The 19946-nt window shown below is 51.7% G+C and carries 12 protein-coding genes and 2 tRNA genes; 7 read left to right on the forward strand and 7 right to left on the reverse strand.

Annotated features, from left to right (window positions below; genetic code table 11):
* The first annotated feature begins 146 nt into the window (after positions 1–146).
* A complete protein-coding gene (locus Q397_RS22490) occupies positions 147–1295 on the forward strand; it encodes a mechanosensitive ion channel family protein (RefSeq protein WP_051610004.1) in 1149 nt (382 codons plus the stop codon).
* On the opposite strand, the gene Q397_RS24235 is transcribed toward Q397_RS22490, so the two are convergent.
* Positions 1285–3213 (reverse strand): PAS domain-containing hybrid sensor histidine kinase/response regulator, encoded by a 1929-nt coding sequence (locus Q397_RS24235; RefSeq protein WP_051610005.1) that lies wholly within the window; start codon positions 3211–3213, stop codon positions 1285–1287. The two genes, Q397_RS22490 and Q397_RS24235, sit on opposite strands and share 11 nt — an antisense overlap.
* A gap of 320 nt (positions 3214–3533) precedes the next feature.
* Here Q397_RS24235 and Q397_RS25005 point away from each other — a divergent pair, with 320 nt between their 5' ends.
* The 4 genes from Q397_RS25005 to Q397_RS0113165 all read left to right on the forward strand — a co-directional run bounded on the left by Q397_RS25005 (position 3534) and on the right by Q397_RS0113165 (position 9392).
* Positions 3534–4214, forward strand: a complete 681-nt coding sequence (locus Q397_RS25005) for an ImuA family protein (protein ID WP_156950719.1) — start codon at positions 3534–3536, stop codon at positions 4212–4214.
* Positions 4168–5718 carry a Y-family DNA polymerase gene (locus tag Q397_RS0113155; RefSeq protein WP_051610006.1) on the forward strand — a complete coding sequence of 517 codons (1551 nt, stop codon included), beginning with the start codon at positions 4168–4170 and terminating at the stop codon, positions 5716–5718. The genes Q397_RS25005 and Q397_RS0113155 overlap by 47 nt, the downstream gene beginning before the upstream one ends.
* Positions 5719–5723: 5 nt before the next feature.
* Positions 5724–8972, forward strand: coding sequence for an error-prone DNA polymerase (locus tag Q397_RS0113160; protein ID WP_038013914.1), 3249 nt, complete (start codon positions 5724–5726; stop codon positions 8970–8972).
* A gap of 72 nt (positions 8973–9044) precedes the next feature.
* Positions 9045–9392, forward strand: a complete 348-nt coding sequence (locus tag Q397_RS0113165) for a hypothetical protein (RefSeq protein ID WP_028879815.1) — start codon at positions 9045–9047, stop codon at positions 9390–9392.
* A gap of 48 nt (positions 9393–9440) precedes the next feature.
* On the opposite strand, the gene Q397_RS0113170 is transcribed toward Q397_RS0113165, so the two are convergent.
* From Q397_RS0113170 to Q397_RS0113190, 5 genes are all read right to left on the reverse strand, one after another.
* Positions 9441–9516, reverse strand: a tRNA-Lys gene (locus Q397_RS0113170).
* Positions 9517–9666: 150 nt separating this feature from the next.
* Positions 9667–9742: transfer RNA gene (locus Q397_RS0113175), tRNA-Lys, on the reverse strand.
* 235 nt (positions 9743–9977) lie between these two features.
* Positions 9978–10487 (reverse strand): pantetheine-phosphate adenylyltransferase, encoded by a 510-nt coding sequence (gene coaD, locus Q397_RS0113180; RefSeq protein WP_028879816.1) that lies wholly within the window; start codon positions 10485–10487, stop codon positions 9978–9980.
* A 68-nt stretch (positions 10488–10555) separates the two neighbouring features.
* Entirely contained in the window at positions 10556–13339 is a 2784-nt protein-coding gene (gyrA, locus tag Q397_RS22500) for a DNA gyrase subunit A (RefSeq protein ID WP_051610007.1), read from the reverse strand.
* A gap of 199 nt (positions 13340–13538) precedes the next feature.
* On the reverse strand, positions 13539–15038 hold the full coding sequence (locus tag Q397_RS0113190; protein WP_038013916.1) for an inorganic phosphate transporter: 1500 nt from the start codon (positions 15036–15038) through the stop codon (positions 13539–13541).
* Between the two features lie 223 nt (positions 15039–15261).
* On the opposite strand from Q397_RS0113190, the gene Q397_RS24240 reads away from it, so the two are divergent.
* Both Q397_RS24240 and Q397_RS0113200 read left to right on the forward strand, forming a co-directional pair.
* Positions 15262–18831, forward strand: a complete 3570-nt coding sequence (locus Q397_RS24240) for a PAS domain S-box protein (protein ID WP_051610008.1) — start codon at positions 15262–15264, stop codon at positions 18829–18831.
* 92 nt (positions 18832–18923) lie between these two features.
* Positions 18924–19586 (forward strand): LuxR C-terminal-related transcriptional regulator, encoded by a 663-nt coding sequence (locus Q397_RS0113200; RefSeq protein ID WP_028879818.1) that lies wholly within the window; start codon positions 18924–18926, stop codon positions 19584–19586.
* A 163-nt stretch (positions 19587–19749) separates the two neighbouring features.
* On the opposite strand, the gene Q397_RS24735 is transcribed toward Q397_RS0113200, so the two are convergent.
* A partial coding sequence (locus tag Q397_RS24735) for a transposase (RefSeq protein WP_028879819.1) occupies positions 19750–19946 on the reverse strand: 197 nt, incomplete at its 5' end.

Consider the following 19946-nt stretch of genomic DNA (forward strand, 5'->3'; position numbering starts at 1 on the left):
GTTTACCTTTAGGTTGATATCACCCGCCCGACTATAGGTTGTCAACCCCACTGCCCGTAAATTGTACTCTTTCATAATTCTTGACAGGCGTAAACTGAAAGGTCATCACCGTATATGAAACAAAACACGAAGCGGATAGCTCAGACATGAATAATGACGAAGAACTTTTTCCTCAGATTTCCCAATGGTTTTCAAGCCTGAACACCCATATGGATGATACCGCAGCCAATATCTCCGAAATGCCATACGGTAATGAGATGGGCGCCTTCACCATTCTGCTCGTTTTTCTTGTTCTGCGTACAGTTTTCACCAAAATTGTAATGAGCATTCTACGCCGCGTCGCCAAACGCACAGAAAACACCATTGATGACGAGATTGTCGAGGTCTCCGAAAAGCCGGTCAACTTCCTGATTGTCGTCATAGGTCTATCGCTCTCCATCAATGCGTTGGAACTTCCAAACAATTGGACCAATTTCACCGACCCGCTTATCGCCTCCCTTTATACCTATACTCTGTTCTGGCTGTTTTTCTGCATGATCGCGCCGTTAACACGCGCGCTCTTTACCGTGGGCAACCGCTTTGGGCGCAAAGTCAACGAAGACTTGCAGCATTTTTCCATGCGCACAGTCGAGGTAATCATCATCGTGATTGGCGGAGTTGCGATATTGGAGCAATGGGACATCAATGTTTCCGCCTTCCTGGGTGGTATCGGTCTTGCCGGTATGGCCATTGCCTTGGCCGCCAAAGACACTGTTGCCAACCTGTTTGGCACCCTGATGATCTTTACCGATAAAACCTTCCATAAAGGCGACTGGATTCAAACCCCGGAAGTGGAAGGCACGGTCGAGCTGATCGGTCTACGTGCCACAAAGGTGCGCACCTTTGCCAAAGCACTGGTCAATGTCCCCAACGCGAAAATGGCAGATAGTTCGATCACCAACTGGTCGCGTATGACCAACCGCCGTATCAAAATGACCATTGGTGTGGAATACCGCACCACTGCCGATCAGCTGGAACGGATCATCGCGCGTTTTCGTGACTTTCTCTCCAACGATCCCAATGTGGAACGTCCCGAACGTGTGCCGCAAATGGTGCATTTGTCCGATTTTGGGGCCAGCAGCATCAACATCAACCTGTATTACTTCACCATCACCACAAACTGGGAAGAATGGCGCCAAATCCAAAGCGACCATATCATCGCCTTTAAAAAGATTGTGGAAGAAGAAGGCAGCGCCTTTGCCTTCCCAAGCCGGACCATCTACGTGGATAATCCCAACACGTCGATTATGGACTGATTAACAACTGGATCTTGCGATAAAGCGACATGCTCATGATCGGCTTTCTCAAAAGATCCAGCCCTTTGGCCCGCATGGAGGCCAGCAACTCCGGCGAAGCATTACCCGACACGATCGCCGCCGGAATATCCCGACCAAACTCTTCGCGCAAAGACTGGACCACATCAGCCCCGTTTTCGCCATCGCGCAGGCGATAATCCGCAATAATTGCATCCGGTATGATCCGGCTTTGGCGCAGACTTGCTTGTGCAGCTTGCAAGGTCGGGACAATTATCGGGGTACAGCCCCAGCTTTCCAATAAATATTCCGTCGCCGTTTGCACATCCAGTACATCTTCCACAAACAGAATATGGCACCCTTGCAGGCTTTTTAGCTCCCGCACCGTTTCAACAACCTTTGGGGCGATCTCCGCATCACGCAAAGGCTGCACAAAGGAGAAATAACTGCCGCGGCCTTTTTCAGACTGTACCTGCACCGTGGTATGTAACAGGTTGGCAAGCCGTTCGCAGATTGCAAGGCCCAACCCCATCCCTTTGCGGCGATCACGTTCGGGGTTATCGAGTTGCCTGAATTCCTGAAAGATAAACGGGATATCTTCTTCTGCGATACCGACCCCGGTATCCAGAACGCAAAATTCCACATTTTCCCCTCGTCGGCGACACCCGACCAGAATCCGCCCCTCCAACGTATAGCGCAACGCATTTGAAATCAGGTTGCGTAAAATCCGTTCAATCTGCAAAGGATCACTTTTGACAAATAGGGTGGTATCCACAAAGGTGATCCCCAATCCCTGATCTTTTGCATGCGGGACAAAATCCGTTTTCAGCTTGCTAAAAATTTTCTGGACGGAAACAGGTCTGATGTTCAGCTGCACCGCATTGGCATCCAGCTTTGAAATATCCAGAATACCGGCAAATAGCTCGTTCATGGATTCTAGGGAGGTGGTGATATGATCCAGCACCTTGTGACCTTGCTCCCCCTCCACATAATCGGACAGAACGCTCAGCAACAACCCCATGGCATGCAAGGGCTGGCGCAAATCATGGCTGGCTGAGGCCAGAAACTGGCTTTTGGCCTGATTTGCCAACTCGGCCTGTTCTTTCGCTTTTTCCAATTGTTGCTGATACACAGCTTCACGGGTCAAATCATGGAAGGTGGATAAAACCGCCGCTTCCCCATCATAAAAAATACAGGTAGCCGAAATGGTCAGGTACAGTTTCGTCCCCTCTCCACGGCAATATTCAAACATATGATCTTGCAGCGGGTGATCATGATCCAGCCCTTTTGTCAGCAGGTCATTCAACGCAAGCTTCTGGAAAAAATTGATATCCGCAACAGCCCCCAGATCAAACAAGTCCTCAGCCGCTTTGTTATAAAACAAGGGCTGCCCCGTTTCCTGATGGGTGACCACAATCGGCATAAGCGAGGCGTTGAAGATAAACTTTAAATTCTCTTCACTGGCTTTATAGGCTTCGCGGCGGCGGCGATCTTCGGTGACATCAATGCCACTACAAGACAAGCCAACAACTTCCCCCGTCCCCTCGGCACGCAAAGGCTCCACAACAAGATCAAAATATTCGGAAGTTTCATCACCGGAAACCGTGGGCATTTCCACCCGTTCCCCGACGCCGGTCTCCAAAACACGGCGCTTGATAACCCCCATGCGGTCCGCCAGGTCCTGCCCCAGAATATCCCAATCGGTCTTGCCGATCACCTCGTCCTGTACAAAACCCATGTGGCCGTTATAAAGCCACGTATATCGCAAATCCCGATCGTGATGACATAGGGCCATGGGGCTCAGTTTCAGCGCATCCAGAAAACGCTGTTCAGAAAGGTGTGATTTATTGAGTTCCGCCTTTAAACGTTGAACCTCATCCTCAAGGTCCTCGATTCTTTTTAAGTGGCTGTCATCACCCATGGTCGCAAATATATCCGTACAAACATCATCTGCTTGTTATGTGGCATATTTTTCGGGTTCAAGCCAGTCCTTTTCCGCTTTAAACGGGGCGTGATAGCCATACGATTAGCAATGCCCCGACGGGAACAATGGCAAGTGCGAGTACGAGATCAAGCATTAATCTTTTCCTTTCTATCTGCGTCCATCTTTACCTTCTGTACATATATGTGCAGTGAGGACCGTCACACCTCGGCATTTTCTTTAAGTCTGAAATGCGCCAAGATTACAGCTTGACTCTTCCCCCCTCTTGTAGAATTATAATGGAACAAATGGTGAATATTATGTCAAATCGTTTAGAGCACGCACGCAACCTTCTACAAAAAACAGTTCAAGGCTGGTCTCCTGCCCCTTCAGGAAGCGCCGTCCCCTTCTCTTTGGGGATTGCTGAAATTGAACGCCACCTGTCGGCTAAAGCGGGTTTCAGCACTTCTCTGCATGAACTTTATGGGCAAACGGGCTGTGGCGGCAGGGATTTTTACGTTAGTTTTTTAACCCGGCTTTTTTTTAGCACGGACAATAGGATTATATTCTGGATCAGTTCTTCCCATACGGCTGATAGCGGGCGACTTTATACCCTCAGCTTGCCAGCGTGGGTGCAAGACAGGCTCCATATCATCACCCCCAAACGCGACCGAGATGCGCTTTGGTGCTTTGAAGAATGCCTCGCCTCCGGTCAAGCTTGCGCAGTCATTGCAGAGGTCCCGCACCTTGATCTGCTCTCCTCAAGGCGGCTGCAACTGGCGTGTGAGAAAGGTCACAGCCTTGGCCTTGCGCTTTGTCAAAATTCCCTTGGGCTACAACAAAAAACCGCCGCCCGCACCCGCTGGCGTATCGCAGGTGCCCCAAATCACCATTGGAAACTCGAACTTTTAGGCGGTCACGGGGTGCGCCCCGGATGCTGGAATGTAAAATACCATGACACAGCGCTTTCTTTATCTCTGGCTCCCGCATCTCGTCACTGATCGCTATGCCCAACATGAAGCCGCCCTTGAAGGGCAAACCGAGGTACCTTTTGCCACCGTCACCAGTGACCATCGCGGTGTGTTACTGGCGGGGCTGAACGCGGCTGCCTTAAAAGAAAAGCTTCAGCCGAAAATGCGCCTGACCGATGCACGCGCCATTTGTCCTGCGCTGCAAACCCAACCCATTGCCCCCGATCAGGACCATGCCTTTTTACAAGATATGGCAAAAACCGCCGACCTGTTCACACCATGGGTCGCCATGGACGGCCCCCATTCAGAAAGCGGCGAAGGCGGCTTGTGGCTGGAGATTACCGGGGCCGCCCACCTGTTTGGCGGCGAAGAAAACATGATGAAGCGGGTAGCCGAGGTTTACGCGCCCTGCAACTGCACAGTGCGCTTAGGCATGGCAGACAGCGCCCTTGCCGCCTGGGCCGCCGCGCGTTTTCACAAAGGGACCGGGCGGCTCAATGCCTATCAAACTTATCAGGAAACCCAATCCTTCCCGCTACAAGCCCTTGATCTCCCCCTTGAACTGATCCAGCGGCTCAACCGATTAGGATTGCGCACCCTTGCCGATATACGCGATATCCCACGGGCGAATATGACCGTGCGCTTTGGCTATGACCTCATCAAACGCCTCGATCAACTAACCGGAACCCTGCCCTTTCAACTCACCTATCAGCACGCCCCACGGCTTTATGAGGAAATCGCCTTTTTTGCAGAACCGCTGGGCAGTCAGGAAAATGTGACCCAAACCGTCGAACGTTTGCTCGCCCGTCTCTGCCTGCGCCTGAAAAAAGAAAATATCGGCCTGCGTCGTCTCGGCGCGCAGTTTACACGGGTGGATGGTCGCCTGTCTTTCTTCCAGATCGCCACCAGCGCCGCGACTTATGAGACCGCGCACCTCATGCGGTTGCTGCAAGATTATCTGCCCGGCGTTGATCCCGGCTTTGGTATTGAACGGGTGCATCTGCGCGCTCTGCAAACCCAATGGCAGGACAACCGACAAACGGATTTAAATGACGCCACAAACCAAGGCCCGGACAAAACCGCACAACATGCGCTGATAGACCGTTTGCGCCACCGTCTTGGGGCAGACTGTGTCAGCTATCCGGCCCACCATCACAGCCACCTCCCTGAACGTGCGCTCCACAAAAGCCCCAGCCCCACGGCACGCTCGGAGAAACCTGACTATAACCTGCCGAAACGCCCCATTCGCCTGCTCTCCCTACCGGAACCGCTGAGCATCCTTGCAATCGACGCAGCCAATATGCCTATGCACGCGAAATGGCGGCGCATGTCCCTGTCCTTTCGCCAACTGACAGGGCCGGAACGGATCACGCGGGAATGGTGGCGCAAACTGTCCCATGACCTGTGGGATGCGCAACTGGGCATGCGCGATTATTTCAGGGCAGAAGATCAGGAGGGCCGTCACCTCTGGCTTTGCCGCGTCACCTCCCAAGCGCGCGAGACCCGCTGGTTTGTTCATGGCTGGTTTGGATAGTCGCCATGACAGACTATGTGGAACTTCAATGCGTCAGTAACTTTAGCTTTCTACACGGTGCCTCCCACCCGGACGAGCTGGTCTGGGCGGCGCACGCCAAAGGCCTAAACGCCCTTGCTTTATGTGACCGCAACAGCTTTGCCGGCACCGTGCGCGCCCATGTGGCGGCAAAAGAACACGGCGTGCGCTTTATTCCCGGCCTGCATCTTGACCTTAAAGATGCGCCATCGCTTTTGTGCTACCCAACAGATCGCGCAGCCTATGGGCGGCTCTGTCACCTTTTAACCATCGGCAAGCGACGTGCTGCCAAAGGCGACTGCGAACTTTATCTGGATGACCTTGCGGAATTTGCCGAAGGAACGTTGTTTATCGCCCTGCAACCCACGTGCCCTAGCCCAACTTACAAAAACGACTTACAGCGCCTACAGGATCGTTTTAACGGCAAACTATGGCTATCCATCACCCGTCACTTCGATGGGTTTGACCAAGACCGCCTGACTTTCACAGAAGAGATTGAGCGCGACATGGGCCTGCCCATCGTTGTCACCAATGACGTCCATATGCATACCCGCAACCGCAAAGCCTTGCAGGATGTGCTGGTCTGCATCCGCGAACATTGCCGACTGGAAAGCGCGGGCTATCGCCTGTTCCCCAACGCGGAACGCACCTTAAAAGGCCCAACAGAAATGGCGGCCCTTTTTCCCGATCATCCTCATTGGTTGGCGGCCACTGTCGAGATTGCCAACGCCTGTCACTTCACCTTCGATCAATTGCGCTATGAATATCCCGATGAAGGCAGTACGGACGATGAAACCGCCCAAGAACGCCTCACCCGCCTGACATGGGAAGGTGCACACAAACGTTACCCTAACGGCCTGCCCGATAAAATTACAAACAACCTGAACCACGAACTCGAGCTCATCGGGCGCTTAAACTTCGCGCCATATTTCCTGACCGTGCATGACATTGTGTCTTTTGCGCGCTCGCAAAATATTCTGTGTCAGGGCCGGGGGTCGGCGGCAAACTCATCAGTTTGCTATTGTCTATTCATCACCGAGGTTGCGCCGGATCGGATTGATTTATTGTTTGAACGTTTCGTCAGCGCCGCGCGCGATGAACCACCCGACATCGACGTGGACTTTGAACATGAACGCCGCGAAGAAGTCATCCAGTATATCTATCAACGCTATGGACGTGAGCGTGCGGGACTGACCGCCACCGTCATCACCTATCGATCACGCAGTGCTATTCGCGAAGTGGGAAAAGTCTTTGGCCTGAACGATGATATTCTGACCCGCCTGAGCAAAACCATCTGGGGCTGGGGCACGTCGGGCATTGATGATGATCAGGTCCGTGAGGCCGGATTAAACCCGGAAGATAAACGCATTCGCGCGGTCATGGAGCTGAGTGCCGAGCTGATCGGCTTTCCCCGTCACCTGTCCCAGCATGTTGGGGGTTTTGTCATCACCAAAGGCCCGCTGTACGAACTGTCGCCCATCGCCAATGCCGCGATGGAAGGCCGCACAACCATTGAATGGAACAAAGAGGATATCGAGGCCTTGGGCATTCTAAAAGTGGATGTGCTGGCCCTTGGCATGCTGTCATGCATCCGTAAATCCTTTGACCTGTTGCGCGACCATAAAAACATCGACCTAGATCTGGATAGCCTGCCTAAAGAAGACCCCGCGGTCTATCAGATGTTACAAAAGGCCGATGCCATCGGGGTCTTTCAGGTGGAATCGCGCGCCCAGCTATCCATGCTGCCGCGCCTGAAGCCTGCTAAGTTTTATGATCTGGTCGTCGAAGTCGCCATCGTGCGCCCCGGCCCCATTCAGGGCGATATGGTGCATCCCTATCTGCGCCGCCGCATGGGTAAAGAAAAGGTCAACTATCCCTCCCCAGAACTGGAAAAAGTCCTAGAACGCACCTACGGTGTGCCGCTGTTTCAGGAACAGGCCATGCAGGTCGCCATTGTCGGGGCAGGTTTTACCCCCGAAGATGCCGATCGCCTGCGCCGGGATATGGCGTCTTTTCGCCGGATCGGACAGGTGCAACAACATCGCGAAAAGTTTATCAACGGCATGCTTAAAAATGGTTATGAGCTGGACTTTGCCGAACGCTGCTTTCAACAAATTGAAGGGTTTGCCGATTATGGCTTCCCAGAAAGTCACGCCGCGAGCTTTGCCAATCTGGTCTATGTCTCGGCTTGGCTAAAATGTCATCACCCGGATATTTTCGCCTGCGCTTTGCTGAACAGTCAGCCCATGGGGTTTTATGCCCCGGCCCAATTGATCCGCGATGCCCGTGCCCACCACGTCAAAGTCCTGCCCGTCGATATCAACTACAGCCATTGGGACAATAGAATCGAAAAGCAGGCCTTACGTCTGGGCTTTCGACAGGTCAAGGGCGTGAGCGAACTGGACGCCCTGACCCTGATCAACGCAAGGCCGGATTTTGGCTTTTCCGACCTCACCTTACTGGCCCGCCAAACCCGCCTTGCCCCCAGCACGCTGGAAAAACTTGCCGACGCCGATGCCTTTGCCTCACTTGGGCTGTCGCGGCGCGATGCACTTTGGGCGATCCGGCGGTTGGGACAGGGGCGCAAACAAGCCGCATCCCTGCCCCTGTTTGACGCCATTGATCGCACGCATAATATCGGCACACCCGCCGAATATGGTACGGAAGCCACCGTCGTCCTGCCCGAAATGTCCATCGGGGAAGAAGTCATTGAGGATTACGCCAGCCTACGCCTGTCTTTAAAGGCACACCCCTTATTGCTGCTGCGTGACCGACTGAGCCAAGCGGGCGGGCGCGCCAGCAAGGACTTGGTCAATGTCGCGAATAATAAAAAAGCCACCGTTGCCGGACTGATCATTGCGCGCCAACGCCCCGGCACCGCCAGCGGCGTGGTCTTTTTAACCCTGGAAGATGAAACCGATGTCGCCAATATCATCGTCTGGCCCAAAGTCTTTGAAGAATACCGCCGCACACTCATGAGCGCGACGCTGGTTGCGGTCAAAGGCAAGGTGCAAAGTGAAGAGGGCGTCATCCACGTCATTGCAGAAGAACTGCTAGATCTGTCCGGGCTGTTGCAGGAACTCAGTCGGGATACATTTATCCAAAGCCGTACGCGCCAGCACCCGCGCAATATTTCGTGGTCAGTGACCCCACAAAACAAGTCCATTCACGAACTGGCTGAAGAGAATCAGGATAAAGCTGTCCCCTTCAAGGTCGATAGTCGTGATTTCCATTGATTACATCATGGAAAAAGCCAATCGAAATGGAGTAAGCTACTCTCGGTTTAAATCTATAACGAAAGAAAACAGATGCCACCGAAGAAGAATCCCCTCAAGCTCAACAAACTGCAATTGCGCACGCTTGCCCTGACCCAAGTCCTCGCGAATGAGCCATCTTTGGCCCAAAAGGACGACGCAACCGGCAATGTAACCATCGCTGAGCTGCCCCACATCCATGGCAACCACGTACATATCGGTGGCTTCACCGTGTCGTCCCGCGATGCCAGCGGTTTTTCAAATCCGGCAGTCTGGGTGGCCCTGCGACGCAAAGGTCTGGTCGCAGACGATGATGGCGGCTATGGCGTTACCCTGACCGCAGACGGGGTGGCCTACGATACGGGCCTGAACGAAAAGTTCATTGAACAGTCCGATCACTAAGCCTGAAAACGAAAAAACCCTGCAAGAACCTTGCAGGGTTTTTTGTAATGGTAGGCACTAGAGGATTCGAACCTCTGACCGTTCGATTAAAAGTCGAATGCTCTACCAACTGAGCTAAGTGCCCTCATCTGAGGTGGTCCAGACAATGTCCGTTCCGTTTTGGTGAGGCGGAACATAGTGGGATGAAACCCGTCCGTCAACAAGAATAATTCATCAAAATGACGAAAATTTAAAAAATAAAAAACCCTGCAAGAAACTTGCAGGGTTTTTAAAATGGTAGGCACTAGAGGATTCGAACCTCTGACCGTTCGATTAAAAGTCGAATGCTCTACCAACTGAGCTAAGTGCCCTCATCCGAGGTGGTCCAGACTGTGTCCGTCCCGTTTGGTGAGGCGGAACATAGTGGGGTGAAGCCCTCCGGTCAACAGGAAAATTCAAAAAAATATCATTTTTCTTAAACCCTTTTAAAACAACCTCTTATCGCCCCATATTTTCCCTTAAAACGATAATCAGCGCACAATAGACCCCTACTGCACGCTGAAAAAAAGAAACCCGTTATCAAAAAGATAACGGGTAAATTATGCCTTAGCTTTCCTTAGAAAAACGCTCCAGAAGATTCTCGCGCACGTTCGGTGTCACAAAATCCTTAATATCACCGCCCAACTTGCCAATCTCTTTCACAAAGCGTGAAGAGATAAACTGACATTTATCCGACGCCATCATAAAGACCGTCTCAATATCAGGGGACAGGCGGGAGTTCATCCCCGCCATCTGGAATTCATATTCAAAATCAGATACCGCCCGAAGGCCGCGGAAAATGGTCTTTGCCCCTTGTTCCTTGGCAAAATCCATCAACAGATTCTTGAAAGGCCGGACAACAATGGTTGTCCCTGTTGCCTCTTCAATTGCCGGCAATTCGTATTCCACCATTGCCACCCGTTCTTCAAGAGAAAACAAAGGTCCCTTCCCTTGATTAACCGCGACCGCCAAAACTAGATGGTCGCACAAGCGCGCGGCACGCCGGATGATATCCAAATGGCCATTTGTGACCGGGTCGAAAGTTCCGGGATACACACCAATTCGATTCTTTGGCATAACACATGTACTCCATCAATTATCGGGTAACTATCAGGTTGGGCAGATCAGGGTAAGCGACGAAGGGATTACTCCTCTTCGTCTGATACCTCGTCGGTTTGAGAATCGGCAGGCGCTTCTTCCATTGGGATTTCCGCGTCATTGGTGATCAACGTTTCACCGTCTTCACCTTCTTCGCTCGCAGCTTCATCGTCACTCATATCTCTAAAGCAACTGACAGAAACCACATGCTCCCCATCAGCCACACGGAACAAGGTCACACCTTGGGTCTTACGACCGGCAATCCGCACCTGATCAACACCGGTACGGATCAACTGACCGCTATCCGTCACCATGATGATCTCGTCTTCCGGTTCAACCGGGAAGGACGCTGCGACTTTACCATTACGTTCCGACATCTCGATATTCGCGATCCCTTTACCACCGCGCCCTGTGGTGCGGTATTCAAAGGAAGATGATCGCTTACCGAAGCCGCGCTCTGTCACAGACAGCAGAAACTCTTCACAAGCTTCCATCGCATCTGCCTGTTCCTGCGTCAGGATGCCCAATTCAGGGGCTTCCTCCGTCTCGGCACGTTTTGCTTTGGAATAACGCAAATAAGCATCACGTTCTTCAGACGTCCATTCGCCCCCGTTCAGGATCGACATGGAAATCACACGGTCATCATCCGCCAAGCGGATCCCGCGTACCCCTGTGGAGTTACGACCGGCAAAGACACGAACATCTTCGACTTTAAAGCGGATACACTGACCATTGCGTGTTGTCAGGAAAACATGATCTTCCGGCGTACAGGTCTTAACCGCCACCATCGCATCGCCTTCGTCCAGCTTCATGGCGATTTTACCATTGGCTTTAACGTTGGTGAAATCAGACAGCAGGTTACGACGTGCCCCACCAGAAGCGGTGGAGAACATGACGTGCATGTCTTTTGCTTGGCTTTCGTCTTCCGGCAATTCCATAACCGTCGAAATTGTTTCGCCTTCATCCAGCGGCAACAGGTTCACCATCGCCTTCCCTTTGGACTGCGGGTTCCCCAACGGCAGGCGATAGACTTTCATCTTATAGACCATACCCGTAGAGGAGAAGAACAGCAGCGGTGTATGCGTATTGGCAACAAACACGTTCTCGACGATATCTTCGTCTTTGGTGCTCATGCCCGAACGACCTTTACCGCCGCGACGTTGCGCACGATAGGTATCCAGCGGTACACGTTTGATGTAACCGGAACTGGTCACCGTCACGACCATATCTTCGCGTTGGATCAGGTCTTCGATATCATGTTCAAATTCAGCTTCCTGAATTTCAGAACGACGCGGTGTGGCGAATTGCGTGCGCATATCCACCAGTTCGTTGCGCATCAAAGTCATCAGTTTTTCGCGTGAGCGCAGGATAGAGAGATATTCTTCAATCTCCGCCCCCAACGCACGCAGATCATTGGCGATCTTGTCGCGCTCAAGACCTGTCAGCTTATGCAGACGCAGATCAAGAATCGCACGCGCTTGTGTTTCAGACAATTTATATTTGCCATCCTCAACCTGACGATCAGGCTCGTCCAGCAACTCGATCAACGGCTCAATGTCACCGGCGGGCCACTCACGCTCCATCAATTGCGCACGGGCAATCGCGGGGTCAGAAGCCGCACGGATCAAGGCAATCACTTCGTCAATATTGACAACCGCAACAGCCAGACCAGCCAAGACGTGCGCTTTATCACGTGCTTTGCCCAGTTCATAGATCGTGCGACGGGTGATCACTTCTTCACGGAATTCGATAAAGGCTTGCAAAATCTGTTTCAGGTTCAACAGTTCCGGACGGCCTTTGTTCAGCGCCAGCATGTTGACACCAAAGCTGGTTTGCAGCGCGGTGAACTTGAACAGTTGGTTCAGGACGATTTCCGCGTGGTGACCTTTTTTGATCTCGACCACAACACGTACACCCTGACGGTCGGACTCGTCACGCAGATCGGAAATGCCTTCGATTTTTTTATCACGCACCAACGCCGCGATATTTTCGATCATACGGGCTTTGTTCACCTGATACGGAATTTCCGTAACGATGATCGCCATGCGGTCTTTGCGAATTTCCTCAATGGAGGTACGCCCGCGCATAATCACGGATCCACGCCCCGTATGGAACGCAGAACGTAAACCGGTTTGCCCCAGAATAATCCCGCCTGTCGGGAAGTCCGGACCAAAAACGTAATCATTGATCAAATCATCAATTGTCAGGTTCGGCTCGTCAATCAGCGCACAACAGGCATCAATCAATTCCCCCAAGTTATGGGGCGGAATGTTCGTCGCCATACCAACCGCGATACCGCCTGCCCCGTTCACCAACAGGTTTGGGTATTGTGCGGGCAGCACCGCAGGCTCGACCGTTGTATCATCATAGTTGGGCTTGAAATCGACAGTTTCCTTGTCGATATCCACGATCAGGTTATACGCAGCCTTATCCATACGCGCTTCGGTATAACGCATCGCCGCGGGCGGATCACCGTCCATGGAACCAAAGTTCCCCTGACCGTCAATCAACGGCAGGCGCATAGAGAAGTCCTGCGCCATACGGACCATCGCATCATAAATCGCGCTATCCCCGTGCGGGTGGTATTTACCCATCACATCCCCGACGATACGGGCGGATTTACGATAAGGCTTGTTATAATCGTACCCGCTTTCCTTCATAGCATAAAGGATACGGCGGTGTACCGGTTTCAAACCGTCCCGCACATCTGGCAGCGCACGCGATACGATTACACTCATCGCGTAATCAAGATAGCTGTTGCGCATTTCCTCTTCGATGGAAACAGGAGAGATATCAATGCCCTGAGGCGTTAGTTCATTGTCGCTAGTCAAGTGACTTACCCAATTTGTTAAACTCGTTTACAAACCTGCCTAAGCCATTTTTTAAAAAGGATAAAGCGGGTTCTGACATTTGGGGAAAAGGTATAGCAACTTTCAAATATAACAACAACAAAACTATGCCCCTTTCCCAAAGAAAAAGGCCTTGTCCTTACGGAGCAAAGCCTTTTTTAAAAGATATAGCCTGACTGACTTATAAGAAAGTCGAGATTACATAATACAGCATCGCTGCCATCAAAGCGGACAAAGGCACCGTAATCAGCCAAGCCGCAACGATTGTTGTCAGGTGCTGACGGCGTACAAGTTTACGACGGCGCGCTTTTTCCTGCTTTTTATGGAGACGTTCCAGCGCTTCGGCACGGCCTTTATGTTCACCGGGCGCGCTAGGCTCCGGCAAAATCTCTTCAAGACGCTCACGTTTTCTTTTGTTGGCCAAAAACTCACGGAAGAACCCGACACCAAAGACACCCCCAACCGCAATATGCGTGGAACTCACCGGCAAGCCCAATGTAGAAGCAATAATCACCGTAATCGCGGCGGACAAAGCCACACAGTAAGCCCGGGCGCGATCCAGCTTGGTGATCTTCTCCCCAACGGTGCGCACCAGTTTCGGGCCAAACAACATCAGACCCGCCGCGATACCCAAGGCACCAACAACCAGGATCCACATTGGCAAACCGGCATCGCCCCCCATTTCGCCACCACTTGCGACACTAACAACCGCCGCCAAGGGGCCAACGGCATTGGCAACATCATTCGCCCCATGGGCAAAGGACAGCAACGCAGCGGAGAAAATCAACGGAATGGTGAACAGATCACTCACCGCACGACGACGGTTTTCAATCCGTGCCGCCGCTTTTGCCACAACCGGACGCACAATCGCCCATGTACCGACAAAGAAGCCAACACCGATCAACAAAATGACCTCCCCGCCGGGCTTCCAAAGCTTGCTCAAGCCCTTCATGGTCAGATACATGGCAAAGGCACCTGCCATGATCCCGACAAGGATCGGCACCCATTTTTTGGCAGCCGTGATCTTGTCTTCCTTAAACATAATCTGAAACTTGATCAACGCGAGGAACAAGGCGGCAATCACCCCACCTAACGCGGGTGAGATCACCCAACTTGCGGCAATTTTCCCCATGGTCGCCCAGTTCACAGCGCTCAGTCCCATCGCCGCGACACCCGCGCCCATCACCCCGCCTACAACTGAATGTGTCGTCGAAACCGGCGCACCGATAAAGGTTGCAAGGTTCACCCAAAGGGCAGCGGCAAACAAGGCCGCCATCATCGCATGGATGAACATCAGGCCGTCGACCATGCCACTGGGATCAATAATCCCCTTACGTACCGTGGAAACAACATCGCCACCGGCAATGATCGCGCCTGCAGCTTCAAAGATTGCGGCAATAATCAGCGCACCCGTCATGGTCAGGGCTTTGGACCCCACAGCCGGACCGATATTGTTCGCGACATCGTTTGCGCCAATGTTCAACGCCATATAGGCGCCAAGCAAACCCGCAAGAACGATAAAGACCTGACTACCCGGCTCCGCAACGTGCGTGTAGGAGAAAAAACCGACCACGATCAGAAAGAGAATACAGATGCCGAATTTAAGGTTTCCTCGGCTGATCTCCTGAATACCTTCTTCAAACTTGCCGATATGCTTTAGCTCTTTATCGAGCTTCTTCATACCGCCTGAAGGTAGCTGTCCCTCTGACATATTGCCTCCGAAAAAAGATCAATGTTCCGGCCTTGTAACCTTTTCGTCATAAAATGTACACAGTTATTGAGCCAGCGATTTACAAAACAGGAAAGCGGGCTTTTTACAGTAGAAAATTACGTTTTCCTGACTATTCACAATTCAGAATGTAAGGTAGGCTGCAACAACTTGAAATCAAAACGAATGACCTGCAATGAAACAGACCGGACGGTTCCTGACCTATAGTTTTTCAACGGCTCTCTTGTTGGGGACGTCAAAAGTCGCCCTAGGTGCAACCGAAGCAGCGGGCGATCTTTCATTCGGGCCGGGGCTTCTGTTAACCAGCTTTGTCGCAGGATTGGGTTTAGGGGCCTTATTATTAAAAAAGCTACGAGATTTCGAGAAGGAACATCGTCCTCAATCGCGTCAATATCTCGCCGCCTTTGAACATATCTCAAAAGAATTTAATCAGTTTCTCCACAGCGCCGAAGAAAAGTCCAAACAGGAAGCCATCGATTGGCTGCTTAAGGAAACCGCTAAAACACTGGACGTTAATTATACAAGCCTGTGGATTTATCAGGATCAACAATCCCGACTGGTCGAGCAATTTTCATATAACGCCAAAAAACCGCGTCGAAAACAAACCCGCATTTTAAAGCGCCACAAACATCCCGCTTTCTTTGGCACCCTCCGTGGGGAGAGAACCATCGGTTTTTCCAACGCCGAACATGATGTACGCAGTCAGGAGCTGGTGAAAGAATACGCACAAGAAAAAAAGCCATCTTCCCTTTTAGTCGCCCAAGTCGGTATTGGACGTCACACTTTTGGCACCCTGCATATCGCCACCACGCAAAAAAACATCCACTGGACAGACAGCGACCGACAGTTTGCAGGCTCCATCGCCGACCTCATCGCTTTTTATCTGGCAAATAAAAACCTTCAAGGGACACAAGAAGCGCTTTTTGAAAGCGAAAGCCGCTTCCGGGACCTTGTAGATGCAAGTTCTGACTGGTACTGGCAAACAGGGCCGGATCATCGTTTCATGTCCATCTCAGAACGATTTACCACGCTGACAGGGATCCCCAATGGATATATGATCGGCACAACCCGTCATAACTTTGACGCCCCCGAAAGCCTAACGCCCCAACAAGCGAAACATTATGACGATCTGGTCAATCGTCGCGCCTTTCGTGACTACAAATATTCTGTCACCTATAAAGGCAAGACCCTGATCGTCACCATCAATGGCAAACCCCTGTTTGATAACAGCGGCACCTTTTTAGGCTATATCGGCACCGGATCCGACATCTCTGAAAATGTCGCCAGCAAAACCCGCTTTGAAGAAATTCTTAACGCCCTGCCCAATGGGCTTGTGATGTGGGATTCCAATGACAAGCTAATGATGTGGAACAAAGCCACCCTTGACCTTTTCCCCTCCCTGAGCCGCTACACCGACAAACATCCGACCTACACACAGCTCATACAGTTCGCCCAAAAAGACAAGGTTATCGCCTTCCCCGAAGACTTTGACGACAGTGCCCTTGAAGACCTGACCCGCAACCATCGTGCCGGCGGCATCCGCGAGCTGGAACTGGCTGACGGCACCTATCTCTTAGTCCATGAACATCCGACATCAGAAGGCGGCATTGTCGGCATTTACACGGATGTCACGGCCCTTCGCAGTCGTGAGAACGAACTGATCGAGAGTAACAAAATCTCCGAAATCCTGACGCTTTCAGGCAACACGCTGATCCACGCCAGAAACGAAAGTTTCATTCTCTCGGAAATCTGCCGCATCATCGCCAGCATGAGTATGTTCAGTTCCGCATGGGTTAGCCTCTTCAACATCCCCGGCAACCTGCCGGAATATCTTGAAGTCGCCATTTGCAAAGGGCTTGATATTTCTCCGCTTGTGTTCAAACCGTCCAGCACACTCAAGCAGGTTTTCGTCAAACAAAAACATATGGTGTTTAGCGAGAATATCTTACGCCAAGCCTTCCCCGAAATGACCGACCAGTTTACCCAAAATAATATCAAAGCAGGCGCGGTTTTCCTCATTCGCATCGACACAAAGATTGCGGGGTTCCTCTGTATCACAGCGACGGCAAAAGACAGCCTCACACCAAAGCGGATCACCTTGCTGGAAGAACTTGCCAACGATATCGGCTACGGCGTCTCCAGTCTTCGCAGCGAACAAAGCCGACTTATTGCGGAAGAAGCCTTGCGCGAAAGTGAAAGTCGCTACCGTAGTCTGGTCGATATGTCACCGGATGCCATCCTTGTTCTGGATGCTAACGACCGGATCGTGTTTGCCAACCCGGAAGGCCACACATTATTCGCCTCCCAAAGTCGAACGGAAATTCTGGGGAAACGATTTGCGAATTATGTTTGTGGTGACAATTTATTGTTTGATAAATCACCGCGCCTGCAAGATGAAGACCCGACACACATTTACAGCTCCATTCAGTTGCGTCGCTTGGATGACGAAATTTTTGAAGCGGACATCACCACCCGTCCGGTTTCCTATGCCGGTCTGGAAACCCGCCTCCTGATTATCCGTGACGTCACCGAACAAAATCGCGTCAATGATCATCTGGCCCAAACATCCAAGCTCGCAACCCTTGGGGAAATGGCCGCTGGGATCACCCACGAACTCAGCCAACCGCTGAACATCATGCGCTTTGCTGCAGAAGGCAGCCTGTTGAAGATGGCACGTGGCGATATGCCCAAAGATCAAATCCAAAAACAGTTTGATCTGATCAGCATGCAAAGTGCGCGCATGGCCGATATCATTGACCATATGCGGGTCTTCAGCCGCAAGGATACAGGCAGCGTGGAGGTTTTCGACCCCGCCCTTGTGATCCGTCAGGCCGTCGATATGATTGAGGCCCAATATCTGGCGGAAGATATCCATCTTGATGTGCGCTACCCTGCCTATTATCAGATGCTCAAGGGGCGCCCGATCCAGTTGGAACAGGTCATCTTAAACCTGATCACCAACGCCCACGACGCCATCAATCAGCGCCGTGCTAAAAACGAAGACGACCCCAAAACCGTCAACCGCATTGACCTCAACATGACCTACGATCAGGCTGATAACCGGGTCAATATCGCTGTCACCGACAATGGCAGCGGCATTTCAGAAGAATCTATGGCGAAACTGTTCGACCCCTTTTTCACCACCAAAGATGTCGGTAAAGGAACCGGGCTTGGCTTGTCCGTCAGCTACGGCATTATCGCGGCTATGGGCGGCAACATTCAGGCGCGCAACATTCACAAAGGCGCGCGCTTTGACATCAACCTTCCTTGCATTGAAGACACGACCGCCGCCTTCTACGCCAGCCTGCCCCCCGTACCGGATGATGCCGACCTGGATGAAGAAGACGATCTCGAACTCGACTTCCAAAGCAACGGGTTAAGCGTGCTGGTGGTTGATGATGAAGTCTATGCCGCCGAAGCCATGATGGAATATCTGTTCAGCAATGGCTTTGATGTCAATATGGCAGGCGATGGTGAAGAAGCCCTTGAACTTTATGATGCCGAGCCTTGCGATATCGTTGTGACAGATATCCGCATGCCGCGCATGGATGGCTACACCCTGATCAAGCACTTGCACGAACGCCGACCTGATTTGCCCATCATCGTCGTCACCGGACATACCGGCATGGAAGAAGTCGGTCAAGACAACCTACAAGAATCCGCCTTCGCGATTTTAAAGAAACCGGTCAGCCTCTCCAACCTGGTCCGACAGGTGGAAAAAGCCGGAAAAATGATTGCAAAATAAGAGGATATCTTACCCCTTCGTATAATTAACATTGAGATTAAACCGAGTTTCCAATATGATCGTCAAAATCGTACAAAGCGGAAAGCAAGCATATGAAAATTCTTATTGCAGATGACCACAACCTTGTTCGAGAAGGTTTGCGCCCCTTTCTAGAAGAACTGGACCCAAATGTTGAGATCAGCGAGGCGGCTTCTTTTGATGAAGCCTATGCGGTTGCTGCAGAAGGTGATCGATGGGATCTGATCCTCATGGATTTGAAAATGCCGGGTATGGTTGCTTTTGACGGCCTTGTTAAAATGTGTGAGGCCCACAAAGAGACACCGGTTGTTATCCTGTCTGGTCACTTTAACCGCCATGACGTCTTGGAAGCTGTGGAGCGCGGTGCAGCGGGCTACGTCCCCAAAACCATTAGTGGTTCCGCCATGGTCAACGCTTTGCGTCTTGTGCTGTCTGGCGAAAAATATATCCCGTCCGCTGCGTTTCAGGACTCACCTGAATCCAATGACGACAGCCCAATCGGCCGCAGTGCCATAGCACAAACCGCGACAGATGGCCCCCTGTCACGCCTCAGCGATCGCGAAAAAGAAATCCTCGGTCACTTGATTGAAGGCAACACCAACAAAGAGATTGCCCGCAAACTCGGCCTGCAGGAAATTACGGTTAAAGTCCATTTACGTAACATCTACCGCAAAATGGAAGCCGCCAACCGTGCTCAAGCGGTGCGCATTGCGCTTCAAAGCGGCTGGCAAACCTGATCGTTATCAATTTCCCATGAAAAAAGGCGCTCTCTTTAACAGAAAGCGCCTCAGATCTCTGACAAACCCCGTCAATTTTGGCGGGGTTTGTTATTTTCTATAAGGTTGTGTTTTTTTGTTCTGTTGGACATTTCTTTAAGCAGGTTGCTCCACTGCTTCATTTTCAGGCATATGTGGGCGTTCCAGTGGGTAAATATCGCCATAAAAACCTGAGACGGGCTAAGATGAGGGCGATTTTCTTGATGTTTTGGGCGGTGGCTGCCATCAAGCATTGCTCTTTCACTTTAGTCAGGCCTCTCAGACGGGCATAGCGGTGCCCATGTAGTTGTTTGGCATCAGCAAAACTGCGTTCCACAGTTT

The sequence above is a fragment of the Terasakiella pusilla DSM 6293 genome, from assembly GCF_000688235.1.
Taxonomy (GTDB): domain Bacteria; phylum Pseudomonadota; class Alphaproteobacteria; order Rhodospirillales; family Terasakiellaceae; genus Terasakiella; species Terasakiella pusilla.